14 protein-coding genes are annotated in these 15,007 nt (G+C 58.8%); 1 reads left to right on the top strand and 13 read right to left on the bottom strand.

The annotated features are described in order from the left end of the window. Window positions 1–67: 67 nt before the first annotated feature. The 5 genes from QKE19_RS10500 to QKE19_RS10520 all read right to left on the bottom strand — a co-directional run bounded on the left by QKE19_RS10500 (window position 68) and on the right by QKE19_RS10520 (window position 4,901). A complete protein-coding gene (locus QKE19_RS10500; RefSeq protein ID WP_070841448.1) occupies window positions 68–700 on the bottom strand; it encodes a trypsin-like serine protease in 633 nt (210 codons plus the stop codon). A gap of 237 nt (window positions 701–937) precedes the next feature. Next, window positions 938–1,522, bottom strand: coding sequence for an RNA polymerase sigma factor (locus QKE19_RS10505; protein ID WP_172954594.1), 585 nt, complete (start codon window positions 1,520–1,522; stop codon window positions 938–940). A gap of 102 nt (window positions 1,523–1,624) precedes the next feature. Continuing rightward, complete coding sequence (locus QKE19_RS10510) at window positions 1,625–3,058, bottom strand: ABC transporter permease (RefSeq protein ID WP_070858334.1); 1,434 nt, start codon at window positions 3,056–3,058, stop codon at window positions 1,625–1,627. Next, window positions 3,045–3,782, bottom strand: a complete 738-nt coding sequence (locus QKE19_RS10515; protein WP_347890999.1) for an ABC transporter ATP-binding protein — start codon at window positions 3,780–3,782, stop codon at window positions 3,045–3,047. Before QKE19_RS10515 ends, QKE19_RS10510 begins: the two co-directional genes overlap by 14 nt. A gap of 9 nt (window positions 3,783–3,791) precedes the next feature. Next, a complete protein-coding gene (locus QKE19_RS10520) occupies window positions 3,792–4,901 on the bottom strand; it encodes a hypothetical protein (protein WP_347891001.1) in 1,110 nt (369 codons plus the stop codon). A 360-nt stretch (window positions 4,902–5,261) separates the two neighbouring features. Between QKE19_RS10520 and QKE19_RS10525 the strand changes: the two genes are divergently transcribed. Next, window positions 5,262–6,791 (top strand): catalase, encoded by a 1,530-nt coding sequence (locus tag QKE19_RS10525; protein ID WP_347891002.1) that lies wholly within the window; start codon window positions 5,262–5,264, stop codon window positions 6,789–6,791. A gap of 224 nt (window positions 6,792–7,015) precedes the next feature. Here QKE19_RS10525 and QKE19_RS10530 read toward each other — a convergent pair whose 3' ends face one another. The 8 genes from QKE19_RS10530 to QKE19_RS10565 all read right to left on the bottom strand — a co-directional run bounded on the left by QKE19_RS10530 (window position 7,016) and on the right by QKE19_RS10565 (window position 14,763). After that, window positions 7,016–7,372: a hypothetical protein gene (locus tag QKE19_RS10530; protein ID WP_347891004.1), complete on the bottom strand. Its 357-nt coding sequence runs from the start codon at window positions 7,370–7,372 to the stop codon at window positions 7,016–7,018. A gap of 141 nt (window positions 7,373–7,513) precedes the next feature. After that, entirely contained in the window at window positions 7,514–7,822 is a 309-nt protein-coding gene (locus QKE19_RS10535) for a hypothetical protein (protein WP_016421913.1), read from the bottom strand. Between the two features lie 588 nt (window positions 7,823–8,410). Next, window positions 8,411–8,752 carry a monovalent cation/H(+) antiporter subunit G gene (locus QKE19_RS10540; RefSeq protein ID WP_070603600.1) on the bottom strand — a complete coding sequence of 114 codons (342 nt, stop codon included), beginning with the start codon at window positions 8,750–8,752 and terminating at the stop codon, window positions 8,411–8,413. A 24-nt stretch (window positions 8,753–8,776) separates the two neighbouring features. Then, entirely contained in the window at window positions 8,777–9,067 is a 291-nt protein-coding gene (locus QKE19_RS10545; protein WP_005511667.1) for a monovalent cation/H+ antiporter complex subunit F, read from the bottom strand. Further along, entirely contained in the window at window positions 9,064–9,546 is a 483-nt protein-coding gene (locus QKE19_RS10550; RefSeq protein WP_049171106.1) for a Na+/H+ antiporter subunit E, read from the bottom strand. The genes QKE19_RS10545 and QKE19_RS10550 overlap by 4 nt, the downstream gene beginning before the upstream one ends. Then, window positions 9,546–11,117 carry a monovalent cation/H+ antiporter subunit D family protein gene (locus QKE19_RS10555; RefSeq protein ID WP_347891005.1) on the bottom strand — a complete coding sequence of 524 codons (1,572 nt, stop codon included), beginning with the start codon at window positions 11,115–11,117 and terminating at the stop codon, window positions 9,546–9,548. Before QKE19_RS10555 ends, QKE19_RS10550 begins: the two co-directional genes overlap by 1 nt. Next, the gene (locus QKE19_RS10560) at window positions 11,111–11,593 is read right to left on the bottom strand and encodes a cation:proton antiporter subunit C (RefSeq protein ID WP_070546318.1); all 483 of its coding nucleotides are present in this window, start codon (window positions 11,591–11,593) and stop codon (window positions 11,111–11,113) included. The genes QKE19_RS10555 and QKE19_RS10560 overlap by 7 nt, the downstream gene beginning before the upstream one ends. Continuing rightward, entirely contained in the window at window positions 11,590–14,763 is a 3,174-nt protein-coding gene (locus tag QKE19_RS10565; RefSeq protein ID WP_347891007.1) for a DUF4040 family protein, read from the bottom strand. Before QKE19_RS10565 ends, QKE19_RS10560 begins: the two co-directional genes overlap by 4 nt. Between the last annotated feature and the right edge of the window lie 244 nt (window positions 14,764–15,007).

Genomic DNA, 15,007 nt, shown 5'->3' on the forward strand with positions numbered 1-15,007 from the left:
GGCTTGTTTTCCTCGGTCGGGTGACGTGACCTCAGAGGATGACAAGCCCTACGCAAACACAGCCCTCTTACCAGGGTGAATTAGCGGTGATATAGGAACCCAGCTGCTGCCCGTTCCCATCGATGATGTTCCAGGTAGTTGAAACAACACCGACAGCACCTTTATCCGGAACCCATACTGGCCCTCCGGAATCGCCTCGTTGAGCGTGTACGTTTTGAACCTGCAGAGCATTGTCGTCGGTTTTGTATGCATCTCGATCAGCAGCTAAACCGCAGGAAACTTTCCCCGTGGTGTTTCCGTAGATGCAGACAGTCTCGCCAGTTTGAACATCTGTGGGGGATAGCATTGAGTCGCCCGAATACGAATTCACGCCTGCAGTAGCGGGATCGTCAAGCGAGACAACGCCAATATCGTTCCCCGTATCTAGTGAATGGTCATATGTGGGAGACGGTTGGAAAACTCCAATTTTCTGAAATGTCCCATCCGTCACTGTGTCTCCCTCTTGTCCACAATGACCTGCTGTGTAGATTTGCGAATTGGTTTTGTCGACATAGCCAGCTGTACAGACACTAGCTTGTGGTCCATTAGCGTGAATGATGACTACTGGATCACCTTGGTTAATGGTGGCGGCGTAGGCGGGTAGTCCGGTTGTAGCGGTGATAACGGCAGTGACAGTGAAAATCCATGAAGGTCTATTCATGGGGAAATCTGCTCCTCAGTGAGTTGGTCGGTGGTGGCCCAAAACGAAGCTAATCTCGTCGGAAAAGATGGAACGTATGCGTACTGGGCAGTTCATATACCCGTTTCGTATCGCGAATATAAGGAAATGTATAAAACTATCAGTTAAGGCAGAACCTACGCTCAACTGAGCAATCATGCGCGATAGTGTTCCAAAAATGGGGTAGAAGAAAGATCAACGTCCATTGGGGGAGCGGGTTTACACAGCTGCAGAGTCGCCGTTGGCGCTGTCGCCGTCGTCAAGCGCGGCAACCAGATCGCGGCGCGCACGGGCGACGCGGGAGCGAATGGTGCCCACACGGCACCCTGCGATTTCCGCGGCCTCCGCGTAGGAGTACCCCAGCACCTGCGTCAGAATGAGTGCCTCGCGGCGTTCCTCCGGCAGCTGCTCCAGCAGCACGCGGGCATCAGCGAGTTCAGACCACGACTCGCCGGTTGTGAACTGCTCGGCAGCGTTTTCCACTTCCATCGCAGACTTCTTTGGGCGCGCCGAATCGTGGCGAACCGAATCCACCCACACACGCCGGGCCAGCGACAACAACCACGTGCGGGCAGAAGAACGCGCCGCAAAGCGGGGAAGTGCCCCCATCACGCGCAGGTACGTCTCCTGCGTTAAATCATCCGCAGCATCAACGCCGCCCAGATGTGCGACCAGACGCCACACGTCCTTCTGGGTCAGCCGCACGAACTCCGTTAGCGCAGCCTGATCACCGCGGCCGGCTTTCAGCGCCAGCTGCGTGATGTATTCGTCATTAGAGACGAGGCGTGCGGGAGTCATGGACATAGCTTAGCAACTTAAAACCTAAAGATAATTCGCCTGGCTGCACGCGGCCTCACCTGCAAAAAGCAGGCGGCGACGCAGCCAGGCGAACTAAGGGCTGAAAAGCTAGAAGCGGATGGCGTCGATGGGCTTGACGCGGACGGCAATCGTGGCCGGGATGATGCCCGCCAGTGCGCCCACGAATGTCGCGACCAGCACGCCGATCACAGCAGCCGTGACGGGGTAGGCCACGGCACCGGTCTCCAGCGGCAACGACAGCATCTTATCCAGCGGCAACTGCTTGACCGTGATGATCGAGGCAATCACGCCAACCACACCCGCCACCGTCGTGGCGACAATCGACTCCAGGAACACAGAGATAAAGATCCTGCCTGCCGACGCGCCCATTGCGCGACGAATACCAATCTCACGAACGCGGTGGCCAATGGTGACAATCGAGACCGTGAGCAGCCCCAACGCACCAAGCGCAATCACAATGCCACCGATAATGCCCAGCGCAGTGGTGATGGTGTTATTCATCTCCTGGGAAATCTGCGTGTCCTTCTCCGACAGGGAGGTATTCACCTTCCAGCTGGGGCCGAGCTCCGCCTGGAAAATGTTGTGCAGCGCCTTCTGGTTCTCCTTCGCGGACTCTTCAGGCGTTGCGACGAGAAGTTGCGGCTCACCCACCTGTCCCTCGTAGCCGGCGTTGAGGAAGGAGTCATAGTGCGTGACAATGCTCGGGGCGTCCCACGAACCCAGGGACTTATACACTCCCACCACGGTGAAGGTAGTGTTGCCGGTTTCCTTCAACCTGAAGGTTGGGTGGTCGGCTAGTGCTGGGTTGCCCAGACTTTCGTAGAACTGGTCGTTGACCACTACGGGGTTCATTAAGCGCTGGCCATCGGCATCTTCCAAACGGCGTCCCTGCACGATGGTGCGGGCGTAGATATCGAACCAGCCCGGGTCAGCGGCGATCAGCTCGGGAGTACCTGGCGAAAAACACTCGTAATCATCTGGAGCGCAGTCATCCATATTTTGCTCGGGAGTCGCTGGCTGCATTCGAACTCGCGACCACAAGTTGGCGTGAGTGGTCTCCACCAGGCGGTGGGTGGCAGCGGAAAAGGCGTCGTTGATAGACCCGTCTGGGTTGATGACGCTCAAATCGTCCGGGCCGTTTCCGCCGGTGCCCTCGCCGCCGAAGCTTCCAAAGCTATCGGCCATTGTGCCGGCGCTGCCGTCACCGCTGAAGCCACCGTCGCCGAAGTTACCGCCTTCCTCGGAATCGGAATTACCCGCTCCGGCCGTCAACGTGACCGTTCCGGCGACACCCGTGCTCTGTGCGGTGACCGCATCCTGAGAGCTGGTGAGAATATTGCCAAGTGCGATAACCGTAGTCATCGCCCACACTGCGGCGGCCACACTGACCAGCGACAGCATGATGCGGCCACGGTTAATGCGCAGCTCATGCCACGCTTCCAGCAGAGCGCCGAGATAAGGCGTTGCTGCATAGAGGAAGGAAGGCCGTGACTTCGATTCGGTTTCATTATTCGTCGTCATCAGCAACCTCCTCAGAGCCGTGCATGGCGTTGGCAGCAGATAGCAGGACGGAGTCGGCGTGCAACTGACCGTCGCGAAGCTCAAGCACCCGATCGCCGCGCTCGGCGACCTCTAAATCGTGCGTAATCAGAATCAACGCAGCGTTGTTTTCCGCCGCGACTTCTTCGAGCAGATTCATAACGATCTTGCCGGTGTCGACATCGAGCGCACCGGTGGGCTCATCGGCAAGAATGAGCTGCGGTTGGCGCACGAGCGCGCGGGCAATAGCCACACGCTGCTGTTCACCGCCGGAGAGCTGCGAAGGCGTGGCCTCTAGGCGATCGCCCAGGCCGACGCGCTTCAGCATCGCGGCGGCGAGCTCGGTGCGATTCCAAAACTTCTCGCCCCGGTCGTACATCAGCGGAACCTCGACGTTTTCCAGCGTGGTGCGGGAGGGGAAGAGGTTGAACTGCTGGAAGACGAATCCCAAATTATCGCCCCGGAGAGCAGCGCGTTTCCTGTCCGACAAGGTGGAAATATCAGTGTCGTCGAACGTGTACGTGCCGGAGTCCGGCAAATCGAGCATGCCAATGATGTTCAGCAGCGTTGACTTACCCGAACCTGACTGGCCGACAATGCTGAGGTGCTCACCGCGTGGCACGTCGAGGTCGATGCCTTTCAAAATAGGCAGCTCCTCGCCATTGGGGAGCGTCACTGTTCGAGTGACTGCGGTCAAACTAAGCATGGCGCGGGCCTACTTTTCAGAGCCAGCGTCATCGCCGGACTCATCGAAGCCAGTGTCGCTGCCATCGCCAGCGCCGGTGCCGGTGTCGGTGCCAGTGCCGTCGCCGGCGGACTCATCCTTGTAGGAAGGCACGTACTCCAAAACCTGCTGGCCTTCCTTCAGGCCACGCTTGATTTCAATGAAAGTGCCATCGTTGGCGCCCAGCTCAACCTTGATCTTTGTGGGCTTGCCGCCATCCTTAGCCGGAGCGTAGACAACACCTTCGCGGAAGCGTCCCTCCACAGCGGTCACCGGCAGCGCCGGGACCTCCGAGGTGGTGCCGCTGCCAAGAATCAGCGTTGCGGGAACACCTTCGTAGACGGTCTGATCTGCGGGAATATCGCAGCGCAGCTGTGGGCCGCCCGAGGAATTCCCAGCAGCGGCGGCACCCATGCCAGCGCCATCTCCGGCGCCAGTGTTCTGCGAGCCTGCACTACTTCCAGTGACAGTCTTCACCGAATCGCACAAAAATGGTGCCGGGCCATCGGTGATAGCGAGGCGGCCATTGTTAATCGAGTCTCCCAGCGTGTACAGCTGGCTCGGCTTAATAGGTGCTACGGCGTGGAAGCTGTTCGGAGAAATCGTGCCAATCTCCTGGCCGATCTCAACCGTCTGGCCGATGACGATATCCCACTGCACAGTGCCAGAGGCCTTAGCGGTGATGTTTCCCCAGGTCACGGTAGTTTCGGGTGCGGCGGCTGCGGCGCCTTCTTCATCGGAATCCGCGCCGCCGGAGGTGCTGGCAGTCTCAGATACCGAGGTCTTCTTCACCTGGAGCAGGTTTTGCCCCTCTACGGCGTTGCCGCCGCTGTTGACATAGGCGTCAGTGATTTCACCGGAAGCGTTGGCGCGGATCACGGTGGGCTCGTCCGGGACGATGGTGGCAGACAGCTTCTGCGTGTTATTGATCCGCTGAGGGGATAGCTCCGTGGTGGGCTGGGAGAAATCACCGGTTGCTTGCGCATAGTCCTCGTCGTTAGCGGGGAAGAATGCGATCTTGAGAAGCGCAACGGTCGCCAGCAACGCCAGCGTGTACTTGAAGACTGTGAGCGCTTTTGCGCCCCTCCCTTGTTTTTTCATGTCTGCAGAAGTATCCGATCAGAATCCAAATTGACAGCGTGGTACGCGTGAAATCCTACCCTTAACCCCCGTGGGCAGTGGTAGTGCTGGCTATACCTTTTATTCAGTGCTGATAGGTATTGCATGAAAGCGCGGTAAGTGCTTTACGACGGTCATTGCGTGTGGTTTTTGTGGAGGAGATGTTGCCCTTTTTGGGTCGATTTTTTGTGGCTGATACAGCGAACCTAATCGGACTAATAATTAAGGACACATATCAATCGCGGGAGACTGATAGGAAAAATATGAAACTTCGTGTAGGGTGGAAAACGTCAGGGCATGTTGTGACTGCCATCTAGCCCCTGTCTTTAGGAGGAAATCCCCATGTCCAATCTCTATGAAGGCTCCAATGGCCCGACCACTCGCCTCAACGGTGCGCCGGTTCCTACAGAGCAGCACTCGCTAACCAATGGCCCACAGGGAGGTATTAACCTCCACGACATCCACCTGCTGGAAAAGCTCGCTCACTTCAACCGTGAGCGCATTCCGGAGCGCGTTGTTCACGCTAAGGGTGCAGGTGCTTTCGGTGAGCTGACCATCACCGAGGATGTCTCCAAGTACACCAAGGCTGCAGTATTCCAGCCGAACACGGTCACGCCGATGCTGGCGCGATTCTCCACTGTCGCAGGTGAGCAGGGCTCCCCGGATGGCTGGCGTGACGTGCGCGGCTTTGCACTGAAGTTCTACACCGAAGAGGGCAACCTCGACATCGTGGGCAACAACACGCCAGTGTTCTTCATCCGCGATGGCATTAAGTTCCCGGACTTCATCCATTCTCAGAAGCGCCTGCCGGACACAGGTTTGCGCGACGCCAATATGCAGTGGGATTTCTGGACTGCCTCTCCGGAGTCCGCGCACCAGGTCACTTACTTGATGGGTGACCGCGGTATTCCGAAGGACTTCCGTCATATGGACGGCTTCGGTTCCCACACCTATCAGTGGATTAACGCTGAAGGGGAGCGTTTCTGGGTTAAGTACCACTTTAAGACTCGCCAGGGCTGGGAGTTCCTGACGGATGATGAGGCCGCCGAGCTGGTTGGCGAAAACACCGACCACGCTCGCCAGGATCTCTTCGAGGCGATTGAGCGCGGCGACTACCCAACCTGGGACGTCAAGGTGCAGATCATGCCTTACGACGAGGCCGCCAGCTACAAGGTGAACCCGTTCGACCTGACCAAGACCTGGTCTCAGAAGGACTACCCGCTGATTCCGGTCGGCCACTTCACTCTGAACCGCAATCCGGGCAACTTCTTTGCTGAGGTTGAGCAGGCCGCTTTCGCACCGTCGAATACGGTCCCGGGTGTCGGCTTCTCGCCGGACAAGATGCTGCTGGCGCGTGTGTTCTCCTACGCTGATGCGCACCGCTACCGTCTTGGCGTCAACAGCGATCAGCTGCCGGTGAACCAGTCTCGCTGCCCAGTGAATTCCTTCTCGCAGGATGGTGCGGCCACGTACTACTACTCGGATCCGAAGTTGCCGGTTCACGGCTCCAACGCCACTGCTCGCGGTCCGGAGGCCGATACTGCGGCTGCAGCTAAGGCTGCTGGTTGCCCAGTGCGCTCCGGTCACGCCGGCCAGATCGATGCTGGTGCCTTTGGTCAGTGGGAGAGCGTGGGCGAAGAGTTCTACGCTGGCGCCTACGTGCAGCACCCTGAGGATGATGACTTCTCGCAGCCAGGCGACCTTGTTCGCAACGTGATGGACGATACCGAGCGCGATCGCTTGGCAAACAACATCGTCGGTGCCATGCAGGGTGTTTCCCCAGAGGTGGAGCAGCGTGTCTACCAGTACTGGACCAACGTTGATTCCTGGCTCGGTGCCGAGGTGGAAAAGCGCTTTAAGGCAACGAAGTAAAGCAACCGCGTAGGGCTGTGCAGTAAAACCGCAGAGTAGAGCTGCACAGTCACGCGGTAGATCAAAGTAAATAGAAAAGCGTTAGCCCTGCAAATGGTTGAACCATCTGCAGGGCTAACGCTTTATTTAAAACTTCTGTCTGTGCATGACAGCCACGGCTTTGTGGTTGCCTGCACGCCGGCCCGGTTTGGGCGGCTAAGGAACAACCCTAAGTGTGAGCTGTTTTAGGCACCGATGCCCGGCAGGCTCGGGGAGCCGCTGAAAAGCGACTTCGGAGCAGCTGCAGCCTCGTCAGCCTCTTCGGCCTCTTCGGCGGACTCGGACACCTCTCGACCCTGTTCGGCAGCGTCGGAGACACTATCAGCCTCAACGCCGGAGACGTGGGTGGAGTTGTCGTTGTGGGTGGACTGATCGTTCGTGATGTTGATGTCCATGAAGTCGCGGCCGAACGGAGCGTTCCAGTCACCGGTTTCCAGGAGGGTCAGGTCACCATCGATGGTCGGGTTAATCTCGAAGGTGACGTTGACGGTCGGGCCGGAAGGCATTGCTTCCAGAACCTCAACGATAGGAGTGACGTCCATTTTTGGTGTTCCTTTTAGACAGTAACGAAATGAAGAATATCGGTTTTAACTGAACAATAAACCGCAGTCTTTTTTTAGAGACTGGCGGTTTATTGTGTCAAGGATTGGCGGAGCTATTGTCCTGCCATGAAGCCCAGGAGCTTACTTGGCGCCGATGCCAGAGATGCTCGGGTTCAGGAAGTCGAACTTACGCTGGTCGGACTTGTCGACGGTGGTCTCCGGGTTCAGGAAGTCGGAAACCTCGACGTCGTGGGAGTCGTGGGTGGAGTGGTCGTCGGTGACGGAGATGTCCAGGAAGTCGTTACCGAACGGCAGGTTCAGGTCGCCACCGACGTTAGCGAAGTTGACGTCGTTGCCAGCCAGCTGCTCGAAAGCCGGCAGCGGGCTCTCGACGGTGACGGCCGGAAGGGCTTCGAGGATGGTTGCGATATCTTCTGCGGAGCAGGACATGAGAAAATCCTTAGGTTCTCGGGGGTAAAGATTTTGAGTCGCTCTTGGCGAACTCACAGAAATTAAGTTAACCGATGGGGCAAGGGGCTGCAATGAAAAAATAAGTGCCTCGATCCGCTTCCGGTCGGTTGTGCCCCCTGAATCTCGCTCAAATTCGCCTAAAAATATTGGAAAGAGGGCGGTTTTGAGTCGGTCGGGACGACTCCGGCCTCTGCCTGAATATCGGATGACAAGAGTGTTGTTTTCTTAAAATTTACCGGAATTGCATTGATTGTTTTGTTCTTGGTGTCACAAAGGTGCAGGCAAACGGCGAATTCATCAAAAATGATAACTAAGGTGTCCCTAAGTAAGGAAAACCAAAGCTTAGTTAACGGCAAAAACTGCCACTCAATTTAGGGGCATAAACGAGGTTAACGAGCGGGCCATAGCCTATGAGAGGTACGTCACATTATGGGAGGCTAAAAGTGTGGGGAAATATACCCCCTTTTGGGTAGGTCGGGTGGCCTAAAGGAGGTATTGGAGCGCGCTGAGGGGTCGCTGTGAAACTGGCCGCTAACGGTGTGTTCAGGACGTTTCCCGCGCCGCTAGCTACCGCTCCGGGGCGTAGTCCTCAGCGGAGCCGTCACGGGCACCCAGCACCGCGCGTCCAAGTACTTCGGAGGCGACGGTAGCGACGACCAGAACAGCAACAATGGCCAGAATGGCCGTGAGGGTTTTGCCCCACGTCAGATTGCCCTGGTCGGCCTCTAAGACCAAGTTGGCAATCACCAGCGCGGGGATGCCCACCATGATTCCGGCCGAAAGCTGGTTCAACCGGCTCAGGGCATCTTTAGAGCGCCACATGGCCACACCCGCCAGAAGCAGGTACAAAGATCCACCAATGACCAGCACGGCAAACAAGATAGTTACAAGGATTGAAGCGATACTCATAGTGCGATTCGTCCTTAATCGGTCTTAGCGGCGGCCACGGGAAATAACTCGGGCCAGGCCCACGGTCGACAAAATGCCAAGTAAGCCCGCCAGCATTGCAATATCGAAAGTAATGGCCGTAGTCCGCAGCATGGCAGTTGTGAGGAACACTCCCACCATGGGGTAGAAGGCGGCGTCGGAAAGCACTGCGCGTGAGACATTGCCCTTGACCCGGAAGATCAGCACCACGCCCACAAGCAGCGCCACTGAACACAGAGCAATGCCAATGCCGCTAATTACCTGTACTGCGGTGGGATCGATCAATGTGTCATTCATGAGCGTGCTCCTTTGTCTTCGCCATTGGAGGCAATGCCATCCGGCAGTGGCAGACCATGGTCGACCTCAGCGGCAACACCGACGACGGCATCCGGGTCAATGAACTGGTCTGCGTTGTATTCCTCGAAGACGAAAGCCTTCGGGCGGGGGACATCGCGGAGGCTGGGGACGAGGTGCTCCTCCATGTCGTAGAGGGAGTCGTACAGCGCGTCCAGGTCGGCACCGAAGATCGCGTGGATGATGAACAACCGCCCCGCATCGGTCTCGCGGGCACCACAGACCAGCGTGCCCGGGGTCATGGTGATGGACTCGGCAAAGAGAGTGACCTCAAGGTCAGACTTCACACGCAGTGGCAGCCCAATGAGCACCGGCTGCTGCTTCTGGTTCGGGCGCAGAGTATCGAGCACCACGTCCGTCGCAGCCACAACAACCTGCCAGACCAGCCATAGGGAATAGCGGATAACATGCAGAAACTTCATCAGTAAATACCTCCGATGGCGTTTTCAACTCCGCCGAGAGTCGCCTCGCGGTAGCCATCAATATTCAGCAGCGCATCAGCCGCGCCGGTGGTCGCCCAAGTGACGGCGCCGGCCGCGACGAACATGGCCACAGAAACAATTGCCAGCATGGCGGACGGCGCAACCAGCGTTCCCGGAACTCGAACAGAATCATCCACGCCCTGCATCGGTCGGCCCCAGAAGACCGCGCGCCACAGGCGAATCATGGCCAGCAGCGAGCCCAGCGAGGCAACGATGATTGCGGTAATCGCAACAATCGAGCGGGCATCGCCAGTAGCGGCAGAGGCAAAGACAATGCCCACCTTGCCCCACACGCCGGAAAACGGTGGGAAGCCCACAATGGAGAAACTCATTGCCGCCATCACCCAGGCAACCGCCTGGTCGCGGCGAGCAAGCCCCGAAAGCCTAGAGAGCGTACCCGTACCGTAGGTCTCTTCCACCGCGCCGGAGCCCAGAATGAGGGCGCCGACAGTCACCATGTGGTGGATTGCGTAGAAAATACCCGCAGCCAGGGCAGCCTTGGCGCCGCCCCCGTCGTTAGCATCCGTGAACGCCAGCACAATCAGAATGAACGGCATACCCGTGACCATCTGGTAGGCCAGCACCTCACGCATGGTGTTCTCCGCAAGCCCAGCAAACGCGCCGACCAGCATCGAGATCGCCATGATGATAATGATCGGCCAGTGCCAGGAGGGATTCATGCCCACAATCACGACGTAAATGCGGAAGAGCATGTACACCGCAACCTTCGTATGCACCGCAGAGAACAGTGCCATCACCGCAGGGCTTGTCGACGGGTACGTCCTCGGCAGCCATGTGTGCGCCGGAACCAAACCCGCCTTCACACACAGCGCAATGATGACAATGCCCAGCGCGACCACACCCGTGCCGCCGGGGCCGCCCTCGCTGGCCATGTTGGCCAGCATTGCGATGTTCACATTACCCGCCGAGCCGTAAATCAGCGCGACACCAATCAGCAGCACCGTGGAGGTCAAGAGGTTGACCAGCACGAAGTTACGGCCAGCAGCCAGGCGGTGCCAGGTACCGGTTACCGCGATCAGGCCATAAGACGGCAGCAGCATGACCTCCATGAACACGAAGAAGTTGAACAAATCGGCAGTCAGGAAAGCGCCCGACATACCGGACAACATCATCAGCGTCAGGGAGGGGAAGAACCGCGAAGTGTTTTCGCCCGCGACGTGGGCGAACCAGTTACCGATGGCAACCACAGCCGCGGCCACACCCAGCATCAGCATGGAGAACGTGTCCGCCAAGAAAGGAATCGAGATACCACCGGGGAACGCGCCCACACCGTGGCCGACCGGGCCGTTGTCAGCGACGTAGAACATCACCCAAAACGCAGCCAGCGACGACAGCGCCGGAACGGCGATGCCCATCGTCGCACGCATCCACAGCTTCGGCAGGATGGCTGCGACCGCCGACAGAATCAGCGGCAGTGCTGCAAACAGCGGCAGTAGCGAAGACAGAGTTGAAGTGGACATTGCAGAGGTCATTGCAGAGGCTTCTACCATTTCTCGTCACCGCCGAATGTGGTCTCGCGCGGGAACTTATTCGGAGCCGAAGAGACCCCTGGGGTGCCGGTGACCGTGGAGTCTGAGTCCGACGGAATGTGCTTACCCGCACGACGACCAGCCGTCGACAGCTGTCGCATAGCCTCGCGGTCCTCATGGATACGAGTGTCGTCATCGCGGCCCAAACCAGACAGTGCCAGCATGAACGCGGTGACGGCCATGGTAATCACGATGGCCGTCAGCACGAATGCCTGCGGCAGCGGGTCAGCCATCTGCTCGGCAGCGCCAGCGCCCGCAGTGGTCTCGTTGCCCAGCAGCGGTTCGCCGCGCCAGGCGCCGACACCCGTGGACAAAATAATCAGGTTGGCGGCATGGGAAATCAGAGTCATGCCGATGATGGTGCGCAGCATGCCGCGCTGTAGCACCAGGTACGTGCCACCGCCTGCGAGGACGGCAGCCATGATGGCGATAATCACTTCTTAGCCTCCTCAACGGTGGCATGAGCTGGGGCGGGGGCGGAGGCGCTCTCCGCTTCTGAGGCGAACACGCCCATCTCCGGCGGCACCCGCAAGCTCGAGCGGTCTGAGTAGAGATCCTGCATCACATCGTCCGACCCGGTCACACCAGGACGGTTCGGGCCGCCCAGGAGATTCAGCGCGGTTGCCACAATGCCGATGACGGCCAGGTACACGCCGACGTCGAAAAGCAATGCCGTGGTGAGGTGCTGCCCCAGGAACTCGCCGTACAACGGTGCCAAGAACGACCCCTTGGCGAATCCGACGAAGCCCGTGCCGATAGCCGTGATGACACCCGCAGCACTGAGCGCCACCGGGATCTTCTTGCCGAAGACCAGCTCGTCGCGGTCCTTGGACAGGTAAATCAGCATGACGGCAGCGGCACCAATCAGCGCCGCGTTGAAGCCGCCGCCCGGAGCGGTACCGCCGCGGTAGAGAACCACAGCGGACAGGGCGAACAGAAGCGGAGCCAACCAGCGCACCAGCCAACGCATCATGATGGAGTTCAGAGCGGGCTCCGCAAGCGGGGAAGGCTGATCGAGCAGGTGCGGGAAGCGAGGCATCGACGTGACAACCGCCGCCATCGCGACACCCGCCATACCGAGAACCGCCAGCTCACCCATCGTATCGAAAGCACGGAACTCAACCAGGATCACGTTGACAATGTTGGTCTCGCCCGTGACCTTCTCAGTGTTATCGATGTACCACTGCGCGACCTCAGGCATCTGACGACGGCCAGTGAGGAACCACACCGCGCCGAACGTAGCCAAGCCCACGGCAACTGCCACAACCGCCGCCGAGGCACGGCGGTTCTTCGAGGTCTCAGAGAACGCACGCGGCTGGAAGCGCAGCACCAGCATCATCAGCACGACAGTCAGGATTTCCACCATGAACTGCGTCAATGCCACATCCGGTGCGCCCAGCAGGAGAATCTGCAGCGTGACACCAACACCGGTGACGCCGAGCAGCACAGCCGCCTGCAAACGGTTCTTCGCCCGAAGCGTGGCCCACACGCCAATCACGACAACAACCAGCGGAATCAGGTCGGTCAGGTGGTCGATGCCGTCGATCTTCGGCAGCACCGGAGCGCCACCGACACCCGGAGCGATTGCAATAACCAGGGCGTACACCGCGAGCAAACCAAGCAGCGGCAGCAGGTGACGCGATGGCTGATGTGAACGCGCCACCTTGCCCATCGCGCGCCCCACACGCTGCGAGACGCTCAGCGACGCGTTGATTGCCTCCACGCCAGTGAACGGGAAGAGCTTGCGGTCTGCCATGACGGCGCCTACGCGGGCACGAGTGAAGATGAAGCCCACGCCGACAGCCAGCACAATCACAGAGATAGTCAGCGGCACATTCACGCCGTGCCACAGGCTCAAGTGCGATTCCTGAGTCGTGCCAGCCGGAAGCTGACCGACCGTATCGGCCACGCGGTCCAGCGGACGATTGAGAATCGCACCGGCAGCGAAGGCGGCTGGAAGGCTGAGCACGCCAGGGATGGCAGCCGGCAGCCACAGCGAAATTGGAGCCTCAGTGATGTGGTCAACGTTGCGCGGACCATCCACAAACGCACCGAACACCAAACGTGCCGAGTACGCGAAAGTACCAATCGCACCAATCGCCGCCACCGTCAGCAGAATGACGACACAGGTGTTGCTGAGCGGCGCACCTTCGAATGCGGTCAGCATGCCCTCCTTCGACATGAAGCCGAAGAACGGCGGAATTGCCGCCATCGATGCCGCACCGAAAATCATCGAGCCAAAGCTCCACGGCATCTGCTTCCACAGCGGACCCAAGCGACGAATATCGCGCGTGCCCGCCTGGTGATCAACCACACCAGCCATCATGAACAGCGAAGACTTAAACATCGCGTGCGCAATGGTGTGCACAACCGCAGCCATAATGGCGAACTTCGTGCCCACACCAATCGTGGCAACAATCCAACCCAACTGCGAGACCGTCGAGTACGCAATCAGCTTCTTCAGGTCAGTCTGCTGCAGCGCAAAGTAGGCCGTGGCAACAGCCGTCCACATACCCATGACGATCAGCAGCAACTGCCACACGCGCACGTCCGCGAAAACCGTGGAAAAACGCATCAGCAGGTAAACGCCCGCCTTAACGACGGCCGCAGCGTGCAAGAAAGCCGAGACGGGAGTTGCCGCCGCCATGGCCTCTGGAAGCCAGGCGTGGAAGGGGAACTGAGCTGCCTTCGTGAAAGCGCCCAGGGCCACCAGCGCGGCAATGAGGCTGCGCGCTGCCGGGTTGGCCTCCCACTCAGGCGAAGCCAAAACCTCGGTGAGGTTCGTGGAACCGGTTAGCCACACAGCACCGCCGAGGGCGGCCAGAAGCAACAGGCCACCGGTAAAGGTCAGCAGGAGTGTGCGCAACGAGCCCAGCTCGCCCGACGAGCCCGACCTTGCAATGAGCAGGAACGACGCCATCGAGACCAGCTCCCACCCGATGAAGAGGAGCATGATGTCGTCGGCAAGCACGAGGAGCAAAACCGCCAGCATGAACGCCGTCATCAGGACGTAGAAGCTCATCGCGGATTTCTTCGGCGGCAAATACGCGGTGGAGTAGATGAAGACTATCGAGCCCACCAACAGCGCCAAGAAACTGAACACCATGGAGAGGGGATCGAGCTTCAGCGCAAACGCCGCGTTCAGTTCCGGGGACCAGACGCGGGACCAGGTGAAGGTGGTGCCGTCGAGAATATCGCCCGTTACACGCGAAAGCTGGACCACCGACGCGAGAAAAAACGCGACGATGGGCCAGCCTGCGTGACGACCAAGGAGCTTCACAAACAGCGGGGTCAGCGCCAGGGCAACCGCGACCAACAGCGGGACCGAAAGGAGGGTCAGGCTGTTGGCGGAGGTTTGGGCAACTTGGGCTGCTTGGGTGGCTTGGACTGCTTGAGCTGCGAGCGTTGTTGCGTGCTCTGCGGAGCTGCTTGCTTGGGCGGTAATCGTTGCCGGGGCAGAAAGAACGGAATCTAAAGAATTCAATGTTGCCGATACGCCGCCGGACGCAAACTCAGAAGCCAATGTCTGGTCTGGTGGTGCGGTCGCCGACGGCGGACTGGCTGTAAAGGAGCTGGCTGATGCCAGAGCTGCTGCCAGGTGCGTCACTTGGGGGCTACTTTCACATTGCTGTTAAAAAGGTTCGTACTTCTACAGACTAACAGCCACGAAATTGCTCCACGCGGGGTGAAAGGGGTATTCGGGGGAGCGGGGAAAGGCTCTGTGAATCCAGTAGTGAAAATACATAGGAACGAGTGATGAACGGGGTGTCGATCCGAGTTACTGACTGCGTTTATGGCTGGTGGCGTTGGATTGATACGAGTTACTGACTAGGTTTATGACAAAAATGGCC

The organism is Corynebacterium sp. c8Ua_99 (assembly GCF_039907185.1).
Lineage (GTDB): Bacteria > Actinomycetota > Actinomycetes > Mycobacteriales > Mycobacteriaceae > Corynebacterium > Corynebacterium jeikeium_D.